The organism is Paenibacillus sp. J22P169, assembly GCF_059691995.1.
This window is the reverse complement of record NZ_JCAUAO010000010.1, coordinates 100612-117539: the sequence shown is the minus strand read 5'-3', so window position 1 is coordinate 117539 and position 16928 is coordinate 100612. Positions and strand designations below refer to the sequence as shown.

Annotated in this window: 17 protein-coding genes; all 17 read right to left on the bottom strand. The window is 40.9% G+C overall.

Annotated elements, in window-relative coordinates; genetic code table 11:
• Positions 1 to 14: 14 nt before the first annotated feature.
• The 17 genes from AC58QG_RS30570 to AC58QG_RS30490 all read right to left on the bottom strand — a co-directional run bounded on the left by AC58QG_RS30570 (position 15) and on the right by AC58QG_RS30490 (position 16848).
• Positions 15 to 1883 carry a motility associated factor glycosyltransferase family protein gene (locus tag AC58QG_RS30570; RefSeq protein WP_497365817.1) on the bottom strand — a complete coding sequence of 623 codons (1869 nt, stop codon included), beginning with the start codon at positions 1881 to 1883 and terminating at the stop codon, positions 15 to 17.
• On the bottom strand, positions 1870 to 2475 hold the full coding sequence (locus AC58QG_RS30565) for a DUF8042 domain-containing protein (protein ID WP_497365816.1): 606 nt from the start codon (positions 2473 to 2475) through the stop codon (positions 1870 to 1872). The genes AC58QG_RS30570 and AC58QG_RS30565 overlap by 14 nt, the downstream gene beginning before the upstream one ends.
• Before the next feature lie 392 nt (positions 2476 to 2867).
• Complete coding sequence (locus tag AC58QG_RS30560; protein ID WP_497365815.1) at positions 2868 to 3956, bottom strand: DUF2920 family protein; 1089 nt, start codon at positions 3954 to 3956, stop codon at positions 2868 to 2870.
• Between the two features lie 682 nt (positions 3957 to 4638).
• Complete coding sequence (locus AC58QG_RS30555) at positions 4639 to 6417, bottom strand: flagellin N-terminal helical domain-containing protein (protein ID WP_497365814.1); 1779 nt, start codon at positions 6415 to 6417, stop codon at positions 4639 to 4641.
• 172 nt (positions 6418 to 6589) lie between these two features.
• The gene (gene csrA, locus AC58QG_RS30550; protein WP_497365813.1) at positions 6590 to 6820 is read right to left on the bottom strand and encodes a carbon storage regulator CsrA; all 231 of its coding nucleotides are present in this window, start codon (positions 6818 to 6820) and stop codon (positions 6590 to 6592) included.
• A 5-nt stretch (positions 6821 to 6825) separates the two neighbouring features.
• Entirely contained in the window at positions 6826 to 7281 is a 456-nt protein-coding gene (fliW, locus tag AC58QG_RS30545; protein ID WP_497365812.1) for a flagellar assembly protein FliW, read from the bottom strand.
• Between the two features lie 73 nt (positions 7282 to 7354).
• Entirely contained in the window at positions 7355 to 7924 is a 570-nt protein-coding gene (locus AC58QG_RS30540) for a DUF6470 family protein (RefSeq protein WP_497365811.1), read from the bottom strand.
• Between the two features lie 22 nt (positions 7925 to 7946).
• Positions 7947 to 8846 (bottom strand): flagellar hook-associated protein FlgL, encoded by a 900-nt coding sequence (gene flgL / locus AC58QG_RS30535; protein ID WP_497365810.1) that lies wholly within the window; start codon positions 8844 to 8846, stop codon positions 7947 to 7949.
• Between the two features lie 39 nt (positions 8847 to 8885).
• Positions 8886 to 10334 (bottom strand): flagellar hook-associated protein FlgK, encoded by a 1449-nt coding sequence (gene flgK / locus AC58QG_RS30530; protein ID WP_497365809.1) that lies wholly within the window; start codon positions 10332 to 10334, stop codon positions 8886 to 8888.
• Positions 10335 to 10382: 48 nt separating this feature from the next.
• Complete coding sequence (locus AC58QG_RS30525; RefSeq protein ID WP_497365808.1) at positions 10383 to 10880, bottom strand: flagellar protein FlgN; 498 nt, start codon at positions 10878 to 10880, stop codon at positions 10383 to 10385.
• 30 nt (positions 10881 to 10910) lie between these two features.
• On the bottom strand, positions 10911 to 11180 hold the full coding sequence (locus AC58QG_RS30520) for a flagellar biosynthesis anti-sigma factor FlgM (protein WP_497365807.1): 270 nt from the start codon (positions 11178 to 11180) through the stop codon (positions 10911 to 10913).
• Between the two features lie 111 nt (positions 11181 to 11291).
• Positions 11292 to 11708, bottom strand: a complete 417-nt coding sequence (locus AC58QG_RS30515) for a flagellar protein (RefSeq protein WP_497365876.1) — start codon at positions 11706 to 11708, stop codon at positions 11292 to 11294.
• A 116-nt stretch (positions 11709 to 11824) separates the two neighbouring features.
• Positions 11825 to 12583, bottom strand: coding sequence for a ComFC family protein (locus tag AC58QG_RS30510; RefSeq protein WP_497365806.1), 759 nt, complete (start codon positions 12581 to 12583; stop codon positions 11825 to 11827).
• Entirely contained in the window at positions 12580 to 14433 is a 1854-nt protein-coding gene (locus AC58QG_RS30505) for an ATP-dependent helicase ComFA (protein ID WP_497365805.1), read from the bottom strand. Before AC58QG_RS30505 ends, AC58QG_RS30510 begins: the two co-directional genes overlap by 4 nt.
• 48 nt (positions 14434 to 14481) lie before the next feature.
• A complete protein-coding gene (locus tag AC58QG_RS30500; RefSeq protein ID WP_497365804.1) occupies positions 14482 to 14877 on the bottom strand; it encodes a hypothetical protein in 396 nt (131 codons plus the stop codon).
• A gap of 80 nt (positions 14878 to 14957) precedes the next feature.
• A complete protein-coding gene (locus tag AC58QG_RS30495; protein WP_056611570.1) occupies positions 14958 to 15683 on the bottom strand; it encodes a response regulator in 726 nt (241 codons plus the stop codon).
• Position 15684: 1 nt separating this feature from the next.
• Positions 15685 to 16848: a sensor histidine kinase gene (locus AC58QG_RS30490; protein ID WP_497365803.1), complete on the bottom strand. Its 1164-nt coding sequence runs from the start codon at positions 16846 to 16848 to the stop codon at positions 15685 to 15687.
• Between the last annotated feature and the right edge of the window lie 80 nt (positions 16849 to 16928).

Genomic DNA, 16928 nt, shown 5'->3' with positions numbered 1-16928 from the left:
TGTTAATCATGAGATCACTCCGTTGGATGTAGCTTGATTAGTAAGTCTTGAATTGCTTCGAATACAGGGGTAATCGTTCTCATATCAACCTGACACCCATAAATAAACTTACCAAAATGCTGCATAATTAAGTCCGCTTTGACCATATAATCCTTTTCAAACTTAATTTTCCCTATATTCTTCATCAATAATTCTTCATGAACCCGATTCATTGGCTTAAGAAAGGTCGTATAAAACAGGTTCGCTTTGATTTTCATAAATAGTTTATCAAACTTAGGGAATAACTGACCTAAACGAGGTTTATCTTTGTGCTCTTTACAACGGTTCATTTCGTTAAAAAAGTTTGTGGATTGATTATAGCTTTTGCGAAGCTCTTCATAATGCTTCTTCATCTCAAGGGCTTGCTTTTTGGCATAAGCCAAGTTGTAGATATTATCATTATGAACGAACCACTTTGGATCTACAACACGTTCATTCAACTTGGTTCGTATCACTTCTTCGAGTGACATAAACGAAGTATGCTCGATCTTGGCTCCACCTTGCGTTGTATTGATGACCTGCATCGTAGGACGTGCTTGTAAAACAGTCTCAATCTGTTGCTTCATGCTCAGATAGCTTTTATTAGATTCAATTTGTTCACCGTCCACACTTTCAACTAGAACCATATCTTTGCGATCTGAAGGCAGTACGTCTGCCTGTTCTCGGATGACTAGCGCTTCGCTTGAATAGAGCATGTTATTTCTAAAAGCCAAGTTTTGCCCCACTAGAATAACTAAATTTGACTGCAACGCATACAGCAATTGTAAAGCAATGGCTGAAATGGTACTCGCATCATACACGACCTCTAGTGGTTGCTTGGTAATAGCTTCGAGATAAAATTGCGCTACGGGGTCTTGACTCGTTAGCATGTGCAGTTTAGGCCCGTTGAAATACTTCAACACTTCGAACCCTACACTGCTGCCAAAAATAAGAGGAATGTCCGTAATCTCAAGTTCATTTAACTTTTCAAATACTTTCTGATTCAGTTCGCTTGGGTCATACGTACAAGCAGCATCAGGATGAATGCCGTGCGCAAGCAATGCATTGATCGATGTACCCACAGAGAATATGTACGCCAATCCGTTTTCTTTTATATATTTCAGATGTTCAATTTCATCTTGCAACGATGGTCCTGCTGCAACTACAATAACTGGCTTACCCTTGAACACATCTCGCTTCTCAATTAAGACGTTAGGCGTTTTTATTATTTCTTCCAAATTAATCAAACTGTTGAATATCCATCGTTTTTCATAACTTATGTTTACTTGAAGAGATTTTTTTTTCTGAGAGATCAATTCTTTAAATACTTCTGAGAAATATTTAAATTTATCGGGAAATGCTTTCTCGTAACTAGGCAATTGAACAAACAACAATTCCTCATGCATTCCTTCAACAAATTGGTGCAAAGAATTTAGCCCTTGCGCTATGCTTGTTTCCAAAATGATATGCCTACATTGAGCTGGAAGCTTCGGAAGTGAAATCCGAGAAAGAAACTCTTCAAATAATTTAGGGACTGGTTCATATATAGTAAAAGGGATTCCCGGATATTTATTAATCAACGCTTCAATATGGTAACCCAGACCTGTACCGTAAAAAAGAATATGCTTATACTGTTCTATATTGTCGAACTGTTGAATGAATTGTCTGGCTTCCTCGATCGGGTTATATTTACTGTGTAAGTATAATGATTTTCCCTGGTTTTCTATAACTACGGTAGGCTCGGAGCTTTTGGAAGGAATAATCTCATACGCGGCATCCACGGTTTGTTCCTTTAACGTTTCTAATTGACTCCAAATTTGGGCGAACCTATTCTTCAGGAACAGAACATTATCAGCTAATATCATGACTCTTTACCTCGTTATCAATTGTATGGGTTACAATTTGCAGCAATTGTTCAAAAACATAAACGATTTCATACTTAAGTATGTCACCTGTTAACACTAAATCCTCATTCTTCAATGCCTCTTCCAAATTAGAGAGCTCCACGTGAAGTGATCTTGACGTCTCTATATATGCCTCACAATTTTGAAATTGTTGTTCATTTTGGATCTTTTGTACACTTTGTACAATCCAAGCTGTTCCTTCTAATAGTTGCGTTAACTTCTCCCAACTTGTCTTGGATGCGCCTTGATAAAATTCATCTCCCAACCTCTTTACTTCAGGAAGCGCGTCTTCAAGATATTGCTTCATGGTAATGACCAATGTTTCCATCATCTGTTTTTCGGTCTGGACCTTAATATGTACGTGCTCGATCTCTTGTATATGTTCAATTAAGAACGCTTGAAAACCTTCATACACTTCCACACCGTTAATTTCCATCAAAACCAGACTTACATCATTCGCGTTTAGAATCTCTTCAATTTGGACTAAACACGGTTCAATCGAGCTGATTTCATTGTGATAGGTAAAAGAATGATCTAGAATAGTAACTAACACAAAGTAACCCCCAGTTAATTAATTAATTAATTATTTCTATTATCGACATTTGAACAGGAATTCATTAGTTCTTATAAAAAGGCTCTGTTATCCTTGCTTGTTAATTTTCGACCAAAAGAAAAACCGCCCAATTTGGCGGTTCATTCTGAACTATCGTTCACCGTTAACTTAATGACCTGACCTGTCATTTATGGTACGGTTCAGCGTAATGTACGCTTAACACAAAGTTCTGTTTGACCAAAAAAATATATTATTTATAAAGACAAAGCCACTCAGATATGGAGTGGCTTCTTCAAAATAACTTTTAGTATTAGTAATAGTGTCTCTTGGAGCGATGGGAAAGGGTCTATAAATAATTTTGTGTAAACTCATTTTAACAGTTGTTGAAGATTCTATTCAATAAAATTGAAATTAAATACTGGTAATCCAAGCGTAGAATCCACTTCTATACTTACATTTTCAAATTCTACTATATGCTTTAAATCTTTTTTTACGATTTCTTTCGTTGGTCGTTCTAATTCCAATGCAAAGGAAAAAAGCTCTAAAAAATCTGCATTTAAACCATGACTATTCGATTTATATTTTATATTATCTACATTTTCTTTTTTAACAAGAATAAAATCCGAATTATTGATAGTCTCGACTATACGTTTCTTTTCTACATGGTTAACTAAATTATCATCATCTCCTTGAAAAGATAAAACCTGTGTATCTCCATCATAATCTTTATACAATGTCTCTAAGTTTAAATTATGTTTATTTTTTATTATTTTTTTCGCTAAATAATCAAATTCGATAGCAAGAGTTGAATTCCCTATATTTTGATACAAAATTCTATTAGCTGATAAATATACTGGCTCTATCCACGCAGAGTTATCTACTATAAATGAAAACAAATTAGGTGCTAACCTATTGCTTAAGTGCAATAAATATGCTCCATGAGAATGTCCATATCCAATAAGCCTATTAGAATTATATATAAAATTATTATCATTTAGAATAATTTTAACTATCTCTATTGCAGTAATGATATCTATTGCTTGCATATAGCTCATATCATTAAACTCTTCTACACTTTCATCCATATTAGCAATCACAGGAAGTGAGATGTTTTTTTCAGACAATATACTTAGTAGAATAGAAGAGTCTTTATTTACTTTATTCAATTCATCTGCTGTTAGATTTATTTGTAAAATTCGTGAATCTCTTAAACGGAATTGATTAGCTGATTGCATATATGAACTACCAAAATAATTACACTGAATTGTTACCATATTGTATTTGTCCGCAAATACTTCTCTCATTTTTTTATAAACTTTAGAATCAATATTACCACCAAACCCCGGGACAAAAATAAGCAATCCTGTATACTCATTAACTCCATTTTGTGGAGTAGAAAAATCAATTCGTAGTTCTCGATTAGAAGTACCTGTGTATATGTTATGATGTGCTGGGATATTAACACTATGTTGTTCAGACATTCTCAGTTCTCCTTGAATTAAAATTATTAATACCTCATTTACTTATGAAACGGTACCCAGTAACAATAATACCACTTTTACACTAACTATATAAAATATCGCATTAAAGAAATTGGTATTATGAGAATATTAAACGTTGAAGTAAATTCGGACAGTTCATATATCGCTTCAAATTTCACTAATAGTCGAGCGGTGGAAGTGCTATGACCCTTTCACCATTCAAACAACTTCATTCTGATGAAGACCACACCCACCACTAACTACATAACGACATCAGAACTCCTAGACATCCTTCTAAGGCATGTTTGAATCCCCCCAAGGCATTCCCGCACTCCTATCAAAACCGTTCAGAAGTCCACACAGCCGTTCTACTACTATTATTTTATTTGTCAAAAAGTATATATCTATTGAAATACTATTTGGCTTAAGAACATCAACTGTCAAAATCTTAAATTAGTAATTTGAAATGTTTCAAATATAAATCAATGTATTTTTAAATATAAAATTAGCCAACAACTCAGCGTGGTTGCAGGCTAATTTGCGGCGAACCGTATCGTAAATGAACAATTATCTATTGCGTTAACCTCCCGTTACTCCAATAAAAAATCAACAACACAGTTTAACAGAGCCTATAAAAAAAGAGACCCTAGATAATCTAAGGTCTCTCTTTTTATTACTAATATTAACGTAGCAATTGCAGAACGCCTTGTGGTTGTTGGTTAGCTTGTGCAAGCATAGCTTGTGCAGCTTGAGCAAGGATGTTGTTCTTAGTTTGTTCCATCATTTCTTTCGCCATATCAACGTCACGGATACGGGATTCAGCAGCAGTCAAGTTCTCGGAAGCAGTTCCCAAGTTGTTGATTGTGTGCTCAAGACGGTTTTGAACTGCCCCTAGCTTGGAACGCTCGCTGGAAACAGCAGCAGTTGCTTTGTCAAGAACTGCGATTGCTTTAGCTGCATCATCTTTAGTGGAGATGTTCAAAGCAGCTTCGCCTTTAACGTCATCAGTTCCATTTGTAACGGAGTTAGTTTTTGTGAAGCCAGTATCGCCAGCTTTAGCTGTGATACCCAAAGCTTTGGAACGCATATCGGAAATCTCAAGGCTCATGGATTGACCAGTGTTAGCACCGATTTGGAACGAAGTCTTGAAATCTTCTTGAATTCCACCATCAGTAATTGCAATCTTCCCTTTACCAGCTGAACCAACATAAGTAGCATCAGTGATGTTCAACTTTGTAAGGACTGTAGTGTCTTGTGCGATTTTAACGCCAGGAACTTTTGAACCAATTTGAGCTGCAATGTTTTTAACAAGCTCTTTTACTTTATCACCGTCAACTGCCTCAGCATTTGCAAGAGATGTACTAATATTTATTCCAATTGCGCTACCTTTATACTCACCATCATTAGCATTGTAAAACTCGATTTGTTGTCCAGCGATCGTCATTCCTTTGCCTACCAGAGCTTTCAATGCAGCATCCGTTGTAGTATCAGCTGCACCTACTCCTGTACCATTCAATGATGCGAAGTCAATAGTTTGTACTTCTTGAGTATTAACTGTCGTACCAACAGATGCTAAACTAGTAGCAGCAGTAAAGCTGGCGATATTCGAGGAAACTGCTGATATATTACCGGCAGCACCATTGGCAGTACCTGTTGTCGTTGCAGATAATTTAAGAAATGCACCTGAAGTAGCTGCGACGAAGTTTCCTGCTAATGCAGTGTTTTTTCCAATAACAGCATTCAAAGCAGCTGCTATCGCAGTATCAGCGGCACCAGAAGCTACCCCTGATTCAGTAATATTGATTGTAATTTCATTCGCTGTTGCATTCGCTGTATCAATTGATGTAGCATTAGCCGCTAGCGTTGTATCTTTTACAAAATTTATTTTGACTGATTGACCATTCATTGTAAAAGTTGCGCTTTTTCCACCATCACCTGACACTAAAGCACCAAAAGTTGCTGTTTGTTTAGCTGCAGTATGAACTGTTGTACCAGAAGCGGTTACAGCTGAAGTTAATCCTGTTTTAGCAAGGCTAACATTGCCATCACCTTGAAGCAACTTTTGAGTATTGAACTCAGTAGTGTTACCTACACGGTTGATCTCGGAAGTCAATTGGTTCATCTCATCTTGAAGCGCGCCACGGTCAGCATCAGTGTTCGTGCCGTTAGCGGATTGGTTAGCAAGCTCACGCATACGTTGAAGAATGCTGTGAGTCTCGTTCAAAGCGCCCTCAGCTGTTTGGATAAGGGAGATACCATCTTGGGAGTTCTTAGCAGCCATATCCAAACCACGGATTTGACCACGCATTTTTTCGGAGATTGCTAGACCAGCTGCATCATCACCAGCACGGTTGATGCGAAGACCGGAAGACAATTTCTCGATGTTTTTAGCAGTTGCTGCACTGTTAGCACCTAATTGACGGTGTGTGTTCAAAGCTGTGATATTGTGATTAATTCTCATTGTTTTCTTCCTCCTGAAGGTTCGTTTGATCCACGTCCATGTGGATCTTATTAGGGTTTCTAAGTAGGTCGGCCGCCCTACTTGTTGCCCGATGTTATATATATCGTCGGTTCTCTCTAAAAAGTTTATAGCGAAATAAAAAAAATGTCGACATTACGTCGACATTTTTTTATTATTTTGTTTTATTAAAAAACTGACTAATTTCCGTTGGGCTAACCGTATGCTTTGAGGCATCTTTATTTGATTCCTTTATCTGTAGAAACAGCTCTTTTCTATACACTTCAACATTCTTGGGAGCACTAATACCAATCTTAATCGTATCGCCGTCCGAGCCTAGTATTACAATCTCAATTTGGTCCCCTATCATGATGGACTCACCTTTTTTCCTAGCCAGTACCAGCATTGTCGTCACCCCTCCACTTGCATGGATTCATTCAAATCACTGAGAATAATATCATGCTTTATATGATAATTAGAGTCATGTAATATAACTTGTTTGGCCACATGCTGTTTCGTATTCCAGACGATTGGAGCGAGAAGATTAGCCGTCATTTTCGAATTTTCATTACTTAATGTAACAACAGTCCAGAGTTGAACGTCAATCGCATTCTCAATCTTCAACTCTTCCTGGACAGACTCAGGAATACTGATATCGTAGTCTTTGAAGAATAGAAAAGGGTCAACTACCAAGAAAGAAAGCTCTTGTTGCTGAATAGACTGCAAATAGGAGAAAGGTGTGCTATTAGCTGGCTGAACCAAAGTAAACTGTGTACATTCCTCAAAGCCAGGTATACCACTTGGAAATGTAATAATGTCTGTTTCTTCAATTTCTAGTTCCCCAAAAAACAATGTGTTTATTTTCATAAGTGGTATCTCTCCCTCAATCTATTCATACGAAAAAAGCTATAGATTTATCTATAGCTTTGATTATACCGCTTTACGTTTTGAAATCAATTTGTGGAGGAATGAACTCAACTTTAGCGTATTGCCGCATATAAATGTCTAGTTTTCCCCGATTATACGAAATTTCTGGCGGATTTATATGTGCATTCACATTTACTCTACCGTCTATTACATTTATATCAACCTTAAACGGTGTATATGTAATATCTACATTGTCAAAAGAAGCTTCGCCATAGTAATCAAACTCTGGATGTTCAAATGTCAATTGTTTGGCAATTTCGGCAATTGGGTTACCCCCCAAATGAATGGCGGCCATTCGATTACCATTTTCCACAATCCGGGCGATTCCTTGTAAAGCAATATTCTTACTTTGGGAATAAATCCTAGTCATTGATTCAAAAATCGGTCCTATACCCAATGCATCCCAAGCTCGACTTTGATCAATTTGTAAATCTCCTTGTTGCTGATGCATCTCTAGCTGTGGACGATCAATCTGCATTTCGTAGGTTGCCTTCGGTTGTCTGATGTCCTGTGTTCCTAAATCGGCATCTATTCCGATGAGAGCAGGTTGTTGGCGAATTTGGAGTTGTGGAATGTTCGACAAATCAACCTCCTCCTAACTATTATTAGCGTAAGAAATCAACTAACGTTGGAACAATGACTTTTGAGCCTGCTGACAAGGAGGCTTGATAGACGTTCTCTTCCATTTTAAGATTCGTGATAACTATCGACATATCTGCATCTTCCGTCTTAGATTGTAAGCTCTGCAGATTAATCCCAATGTCTTGGAGACGAGCTTCGGCTAGTTGAATACGGTTGGTCTTAGCCCCAATATCCGAACGGGCTCCAAGCACTTTAGTCATTCTCTCATCAATAATCCCAATCGAGTCTTGAATTCCTTTACTGTCTCCAGTAGTTAAAGCAGTTGAAAGGTCCTTAAGCATCTGAAACGCGTTATCCTTATCACCAGATTTCCCAAAAATGTCAGTTGCGGTCTTATTCATAGCAATCTGCACCCCTGCACCAATCTCGAACTTAATATCTCCATTATCAGTAACAGCATTCGCAGCATTATCAGGATCAGGAAACGGGGCCTTGTCCGTTACTTGTCCATTGAAAACATACTTACCATTGAACTGACTGTTTCCTATATTCGTTAACTGATTGTATAATTGATCAATTTCGATCTTTATAGCGTGTAGGGATTCGCTTGAGTTGGATCCATTAGAAGCTTCTACTGCAAGTTCGCGCCCCCTTTGCAACACATCGCCCATCTGCCCTAATGCCGTATCACTATAGTCTAGGAAAGACACTGTAGCGTCGACATTTCTCTGGTATTGATCATTAGCAGCTAGCTCACTGCGATACCGCATAGAGAAACTAATCCCCACCGGATCATCAGATGGCTTATTGATTCTCCTGCCTGTCGATAACTGATTCTGTAAATTGTCCATGCGATTCATATTCCCATTTAAATTGCGCAATAGTTGTGTATTTAACATGCCTTGTGTAACGCGAAGTGGCATTCGTTTCACCTCTTATCCAAGTAATAATCTAGCTATTATCTATCTACCTACCGTACCCATCGAATTAATAACCTTATCTAGCATTTCATCAAATGTTGTTAGAGAGCGAGCAGCTGCATTGTAAGCATGCTGGTACTTAATCATATCTGCCATCTCTTCATCTAGGGACACGCCACTGACAGATTGACGTCTTGAATCCACCTGGTCTACAAGAATCTTCTGATTCGAGGTTTGACGTTGTGCTTCTTGCGTTTGGACCCCGATTTCAGATACCACTGCGCGAAGGAATTCATCGAACGTACCACCATTGAGAATAATTTTAGTAACACCAGAGCCATCAAAATTGTACTTTGTATTCTTAATGTTAGCCAATTTTAACGCAAATTCATTATTCCCTTTGACCACATGTTCAACACCACTAGTATCCGTGTAGGTTCTAGCTGAAGCAGCAATATTCTCGACGTTATCTGTTATATTGCTACTAACCTTCATTGTTAGTGCTGCGTTACTAAAATCAGTACTAGGAGTGAAAAAGTCTTCACCTTTTTTAGGTGGCGTATCTTGTAATGTATATCCCTGCTTATGCATAGCATTGACAGAGGTTACAATTGTGGTAACCATCGAATTTAATTGATTCTTATATTCAGTCACATATCTCTCATTGGACAACTTTAGTCCGAATAATTCCCCACTGTTCAGATCTGACTGATATGCTGATGTAACAAGATCCTCCGTAAACTCCGTTGGTGTGCTTCCCACCACTAAATCCTGATTTCCCATTTTAACATGATAGCCACCCGACTCCTCTTGCACAGAGACATTAATAACTTTGGATAGCTGGTCAACTAGTAGATCTCGTTGATCACGAAGATCGTTAGCATTATTACCTAATCCTTCAACTCGGTAGATTTCATTATTGAGATTGGCAATCTGTTTCAGAGATGAATTTACTTCTGTTGTCTTAACTGTAATGTTATCGCTTAAGTCTGAAGCAAGATCATTAAGCTGTTTAGCTGCATGATTGAAAGCATCCGTTACTGCAATCGCACTTTCTTTAACAACCGCGCGCGTTTCCAAATTATCCGGTTGCTTACTCAACTCTTGCCAGGAGTTCCAGAAGTTATCCAGAACCTGACGTAGTCCCGTATCGGTAGGTTCATTTATGATAGCTTCTAGCTTTTCTAATGAATCTTGGCGAACAGACCATTCACCAAAACTTTTATTCTCATTAACGAACTGCTTGTCGAGGAATGCCTCACGAATTCGCTTTACCTCCGTAAACTCAACACCTTGTCCCATTTGACCCGGAATTGTCGAGCGCTGCATACTCAGTGCCTCTATTGGCTCAGAAGCGACCATTTTGACAACCTGACGTGAAAAGCCTGGCGTATTAGCATTCGCGACGTTATGACCCGCTGTAGTTAATGCTGCTTGTTGTGTAAGAATTCCCCGCTTGGATATTTCGATACCGCCGAAAGTTGATCTCATGGTCTCTCTCTCCTATGCTCTACTTGGGTGTTCTGATTATGATTATTACTAGCCTCTTCGATCAAATAAGCCTTGTCGATTACTCCTCTTGATTTGATTGGGATTCTTATACACCACATCATCATCTGGCGGCCCGATAATAAGATCTAGCGAATAGTCGATAAACACCAGTGATTGCTCGATCAACTGCTGATTAATAATGTTACTAGACTTTAATTCCTCTATCGTAACAAGCAGCTTTTGTTGTGCTTCCATAAGCGCTTTCTTTTCTTCAGCTTTAAAAATTACTTTGACCAAATCACCAACTGTTATATTGGGATTAGGATTGTAGCCTCTGGAAATCAAGTAAGAGCCAATAAACTGAATTCGTTGCTGATTCGCTTCAGCTATGGCTCTAACCCACTTGTTTTCCCTGTTAACAATCATATTTAATTGTTCGATGTCATTACTAACTAGAACATTTGTTTTGACTTTGGCTAGTTCAAGCAATGCTTCATGTGCTTCTTGTAGTGCATTCATCGTCTCCAATAAAGGCTGTATCGACATTACTGTCACCTACTTCTGTCTTTTATGTGCCTATTTAAGGTACGGCAGCAATTTCTCTACTATTTTACCGGTCTCTACATGGTAAGTTCCCGATGCGACGGAAGACTTCAGCTGTTCGATTCGAAGTGATTGCGCTTCAGTACGAATTCCTTGTGCACCTAAAAGCTCCTTTGCCTCAGCTGATATTTCAACCTGATCCTTCGTTTTACCCTTCTTGCTTGCAGCTTGAGCGAAAGTCGCGTCTCCTGATTTCTTATACGGATTCAAAGCGCCAATGCGCCCATTATCATTAATTTTCATACCGATACACTCCTATGTTCACTGACCTGAAAAATAAAAAACCGATAATCGTTAGTACTATTATCGGCATCTTCTATATGAAACTTTATATCTGTTCAGACCTATTTCGATTTATCGTTTATTTTTCAAGCGATCACTTATGTTAAATGTAATCCTTTTTTCTTGTTGTTTTCGCTCTTCGTCTCTTCGCTCATCTTCTGCATTATTCCTTGTATCCTTAACAAGCTTCGAACGACATGTTTCACAGATCACATTTTCACGCAGTGGTGTTCCGCAAACCTCACACGGATACGCCATATTCGGTGCATTCAAAATGGAGATACGGCGATCTTTAATGAATTTCGAGATCTGCTTGATGCTTACACCAGTTGCATCACTTAGTTCATTTATGTTGACCGCTTTGTTTTCACGCAGGTACTTCACACATTTCTCATATTGCAACTCTAGGTCCTTCATGCAATTTGGACAAAAATCTGCGTAGCCCTTCACAAATATTTTCCCGCAACGCGGACAATTCGCCACATTCATACTCATTGTATGGCCTCCTCTTCAGTATTCCCAGTATCCACTTTTTAATTCCAGTTTACCGCAATTCGACAGCTTTTGCCTAATACTATTTTTATAAAAATAGGAAATTCCATCGTTTACCTAGCCCAAGTAAGTCCATATATTTCGACATGTGTCGACATATTCTGACTTATTACCATGGCACATTGATTCATCGTACTCCCGGTTGTATACACGTCGTCCACGATATAAATGATAACCGCAGCCCCCACTACGCCTAAATCACGCTGATTCGAAACATCAAACTCAAAAACGTCCGTAAGATCGCCGATCCTCTCACTTCGGTTCTTAAAGCTTTGCTTATCCGTGTGCTTAGAACGATTGAGTAATTGCACGACCGGGAGGCCGACTCGCCGACCTAGCTCTCTAGCCATTTGCTCCGCCTGATTGAATCCACGCTCTTGCATGCGGCGTTCACTAACGGGTACGTAGGTGATGAACTCTCGCACCTGTCCAGATGTCGATGCTGCCTTATCCAGCTTTAGCAGCTGAAACGAATGCACCAGCATATGGCCTATAACCGCCTTCAAGCGCTCGTCTCCTCGATACTTATATCTAGCCAGAAGCTCTTTCATCGTTTCATCATATCGGACGGCACTTCGGCTTCTAGTGAAATGGGTATGCGGCTTCCGGCGACAGTCTGGGCAGAACTCACCCCGCCCACAAGATGAACAGACTACCTTGCGAATCCATGGAATTCGGGAGTAACACGCGTGGCAAAGTCCTAACTCATCTCTTTCTAGGCTCGTCATCTGATTGCATAATAAACAAACTTCCCGCTTAGAACTTAATAGCGAAAATAAAGAGTTCCCTAGCTGTCTCCACCATGGTCTCATGGCATGCCTCCTTGTAGAAAGCCCTGTTTACGTGCAATGCGATTCATCGTACGAATCTGTCGCACGGCTTCTTTTTGTGATTTGGTTATTTCCGCAGCAGCAAAATACACCTTCCCATGCGGGTCATCCTTTGATCTTCCTGCACGACCTGCCATTTGAACAAGTGCTGCTTCATCGAATAACTTCGAGTCTGCATCCAAAATGAACACATCCGACTGGGGCACGGTTACCCCTCTTTCAAGAATGGTCGTCGTGACAAGTATACGAATCTCCCGATTGCGGAAAAGCTGAACCTTCTCTGTGCGTGACAGGTCTTTGGAGGAAGTTCCCTCCACGCGAACGGCTTCCTTGTCCCCTTTTAGCAATCTTCTTAACAACTCTACCATCGGCTCTACGAGCTGGATGTTCGGGACGAAAACAAAAACTTGCGCTCCACGCTCAATGGAAACTTCTAATCGGGATTGAATCGACAATGGGATGGTTTGTGCAGCGATGGACTTTCGTAGTGTGGGAGTAGTCATTAAGAGTGGAACTGGCAGGGGATGTTTATGAAAACGTACGGGCACCCGCACATGGGGGAGACGTCCGCGCTCGGCGGCTTGCCTAACGCGCGTTGGCGGTGTCGCTGACAGCAGGATATTCGTCCCGCTAGGCTTGCATACTTTTTCTGCTGCATAGCTGAGCATCGGGTTATTGTGGTAGGGAAAGGCATCGATTTCATCGATGATGACGAGGTCAAAAGCTTGATGGAACCGCAACAACTGGTGCGTGGTTGCGATGGTGATTTGCCTTTGCTCCCAGCGCTGCTCGCTTCCGCCATACAGCGTGACCACGCTGTATGTAGCGAATGCCCGCTGGATGCGCGGTTGTAGCTCCAACACCACGTCTTTGCGTGGTGTTGCAATGAGGACGCGCCCGCCACGGGCGGCGGTGTAGTGAATGAACGGGAAGATCATCTCTGTCTTCCCGGCACCAGTGACGGCCCAGATGAGGAACTTCCCTGAGCCACTGGGTTGCTTGCCTTGGATGTAGCGCAGGCCCTCCAGGGAAGCATGGGTTTGCGCATCGCTGAGTCCCCAAGGCGTTATGTACGCTTGTAAATCATCAGCAGCCTTCGGCGTAGCAGCTGCATCGCCCGGGCCTCCGAGCACAAGCAAGGAGCAGGAGCGGACTCTGCCCATTGTGAGACACTCCTCACAATAGGGACAGGCTTGTCCACAATGCAAGCAGGGTGACCAGAACATCCTTGCTTCCCCGCTGCCGCAGCGTTTACAAGCGTAATGCGATACCTTCTTAAGCCAGCGTCGCCAGTCACGCTTGACTTGAACGTGTAAGCCATTCGTGAGCGACACATCGCCGTTGAGGTAGGCGAGTTGCAGATAGGCTGGCCAAGAAGCCTCCAACCCTGCTAACTCAGCGCCAGATGCTCCAATTAGCTGCTGAAGTTCGTCTACCAGCAAAGAACGCCCTCTGCATGCTTCTACGAGACTAATATATGTGCTCGAAAGCAGCTTAATTCTGCGATCACGGTTGTCACACCATAGAGAGTAATCTATCATTTTCGATCTTATCTTCTCCACATTCGTTATTCCCAGTGCCGTGGCTTCCCGTTTAACCATTGCTAGTAAATGACTTTCACTATCATTCTTAGATGCCACTTCAATCGGCTTCTTTCTCAGCCCCTCGAGCAGTCGCATCACTTGCCCTAATGAAATAAAAGGTTCGAACAATACGAGGCCGGCGTCGGCTGCGTAGTGCTCGAACCAATATTGGATATCTGTCTGGGCGTGTACCGTAAATCTCCATTCCCATACATGTTCCTTGCGAACGGCATAGATCTGAACCTTCATTCTTCACCGTACTCTCTTTATAACATAAGTATTTGAAAGCGTTTACCATCAAATAACAGGAATCTTCACGAGATCCTCCCTATTACTGAGATGAACAAGTACAACAGGATCTTCGTCATGCTGACTTAGAAAACGATCAACGGCATCATACTCAGACTGAAACCGCAGCTCTAACGCATAAGTTTGGGATAAACGCTCAATGATCTCTCTGGTATCGTCCGACGAACCCTCATCAATAATCGTTGCCTTGACCTGGTTGCCTTTTACACGCGAAAAGAAAAACAACGAGCGAATAACCCACTCAATCTGATTTTGATTATTTTTGGTAACAAGTAAAATAGTAGCCGGTTTCTTCTTAGTCCCTTTACGGGCACCCAATAAGAGATGTAGCACAACAATGCTCACGCCATAGCAACCGAAGATACAAAGCAATCCAATCCACATAGCGGGTCCCTCCCTTACCTGCAGTGTATGCGGCAGAGCAAAGGGGGGTTCCTATAGGCACTAAATGCAACAGCCGTAATTTACAGCGTTACCCAACCATTTTTAATTGCAATAATTACCGCTTGTGTACGGTCATCAACTTCCATTTTTTGAAGGATACTACTTACGTGGTTTTTCACCGTTTTCTCACTGATATATAGGAATTCACCAATCAGCTTATTGCTCTTGCCTTCCGCCATAAGTCGAAGCACTTCTGCTTCCCTTTTGGTCAATGGGCTGTTTGCATTATGTATGTACTTCAATCCGGAATCCTTAACGCCAGTGCCTGTACCAACCACACCAACATCGTCAAGATACGTCATACGTCTTAGTTGGTTGATAAGCTTACCTGTTACCTTAGGATGAATGTAGGCATGTCCTGCAACAACAGAACGAATCGCATTAATCAGCGACTCTGCTTCCATATCCTTCAACAAGTAGCCAGAAGCCCCTTTGCGTAGCGTTTCAAACACATAGCTTTCATCATCATGAATGGAAAGAATGATGACTTTGATATCAGGAAAGATTAGTTTAAGACGTTCTGTTGCAATTACACCGTTCTCAAGGGGCATATTGATGTCCATGAGCACGATGTCCGGGGTGATTTGATTACACAATTCAATGACTTGGATGCCATCGCCACACTCACCGATAACTTCCATATCATCTTCCATATTAATGATTCGTTTAACACCTTCACGAAAAAGTTGATGATCGTCTGCAATAACAATATGCACATTGCGTTTATGACTCGCCGTGTTGTCCATTCTAGTTTTCCTCCTTGTTCTCTCCAACGCCGCCGATAGGGATAAGCATCGTAATTTTTGTTCCTGAATCTTTCTCGGACTCCAGAACCATCGAACCTTCTAGCAGCTCTACACGTTCTCGCATTCCCAGTAAACCAAAGTTATTTCCCTTGGCTATTCTTTGTTCTGTTAGCGGAACATCAAAGCCGACTCCGTTATCCACCACGTAGATCTGCACTTGATCTGGTTCTAAGGTGAGTTCAACAGACAAGAAGGTTGCTTTGGCATGTTTATTTACATTCGATAACGCTTCCTGCACCAATCGGAAAATAGCAATCTCCAATCCGGACGGTATACGTGTCTCTTTCCCGACCAGGTTGAATTGTGTGTGGATCCGATATTTATCTTCGAAATCCTGCACATATTTCCGTAATGTAGGCACAATCCCTAAATCATCGAGCGCCATTGGCCGGAGGTTGAAAATAATCTTTCGAACCTCCTCAAGGCCATTCCTGACTTGTCCCTTTAAATCGATTAACTCATCCTTCACCGCCGAGATATCTTCCTTCACGAGCATGCGGTGGGCAATCTCAGTCCGAAGCACGACGTTAGCCAAGGTTTGAGCCATACCATCATGAATTTCTCGCGCGATTCGTTTGCGTTCTTCCTCCTGAGCTAAAATAATCTTCAGCCCCAGCAGTTGTCGATTCTTCGCAGACTCAATAATACGCGTTAACTGATTGAGATCTCCTGATAAGTATTCCAATGCCACATTCATCTGAGAGACGATCGTCTCGGCGCGTTCTACCTGTTTGTCCACATTCTTCATGCGAACCTGAAGGTCGTTGCGGCGGATCTTGAGATTATTCTCTTTTTCCCGCGCAACGGTTAGCTGTAATTGAAAAGCGATAGCGGCTTCATAAGCAACCTTGATATCTTCTTCACGATACTTGTTGAAATCACGACTAACTTCCGTGAGTCGGATCCGCGACCGCTTGTATTCTTTTTCTAACATATCCACGAGATCAATCGTGACACCCGTCTCATGCTTAATGTCATTGAGCTCCCGAGCAAGCGACTCTTTCTCTAAGCGTGATGACTCAGCAATTTCAAATAATTGATACTTGCTGCTTTCCATGACGTTAATGGCGTTGGTTATGACCTTGTCTATAGCGTCTGGTTGCACATGAAACGAGCTCCTTTTAATAAAACCTTATAATAGTAAGTTGTCTACCCCATATTGTAGCATAGTTCTTCCCGTTTGCC

Coding starts and splice junctions, on each gene's coding strand:
- AC58QG_RS30570 (WP_497365817.1), bottom strand. CDS start 1,883: ATGATATTAGCTGATAATGTTCTGTTCCTGAAGAATAGGTTCGCCCAA.
- AC58QG_RS30560 (WP_497365815.1), bottom strand. CDS start 3,956: ATGTCTGAACAACATAGTGTTAATATCCCAGCACATCATAACATATAC.
- AC58QG_RS30555 (WP_497365814.1), bottom strand. CDS start 6,417: ATGAGAATTAATCACAATATCACAGCTTTGAACACACACCGTCAATTA.
- csrA (WP_497365813.1), bottom strand. CDS start 6,820: ATGCTGGTACTGGCTAGGAAAAAAGGTGAGTCCATCATGATAGGGGAC.
- fliW (WP_497365812.1), bottom strand. CDS start 7,281: ATGAAAATAAACACATTGTTTTTTGGGGAACTAGAAATTGAAGAAACA.
- flgL (WP_497365810.1), bottom strand. CDS start 8,846: ATGCCACTTCGCGTTACACAAGGCATGTTAAATACACAACTATTGCGC.
- flgK (WP_497365809.1), bottom strand. CDS start 10,334: ATGAGATCAACTTTCGGCGGTATCGAAATATCCAAGCGGGGAATTCTT.
- AC58QG_RS30525 (WP_497365808.1), bottom strand. CDS start 10,880: ATGTCGATACAGCCTTTATTGGAGACGATGAATGCACTACAAGAAGCA.
- AC58QG_RS30520 (WP_497365807.1), bottom strand. CDS start 11,180: ATGAAAATTAATGATAATGGGCGCATTGGCGCTTTGAATCCGTATAAG.
- AC58QG_RS30515 (WP_497365876.1), bottom strand. CDS start 11,708: ATGAATGTGGCGAATTGTCCGCGTTGCGGGAAAATATTTGTGAAGGGC.
- AC58QG_RS30510 (WP_497365806.1), bottom strand. CDS start 12,583: ATGAGACCATGGTGGAGACAGCTAGGGAACTCTTTATTTTCGCTATTA.
- AC58QG_RS30505 (WP_497365805.1), bottom strand. CDS start 14,433: ATGAAGGTTCAGATCTATGCCGTTCGCAAGGAACATGTATGGGAATGG.
- AC58QG_RS30500 (WP_497365804.1), bottom strand. CDS start 14,877: ATGTGGATTGGATTGCTTTGTATCTTCGGTTGCTATGGCGTGAGCATT.
- AC58QG_RS30495 (WP_056611570.1), bottom strand. CDS start 15,683: ATGGACAACACGGCGAGTCATAAACGCAATGTGCATATTGTTATTGCA.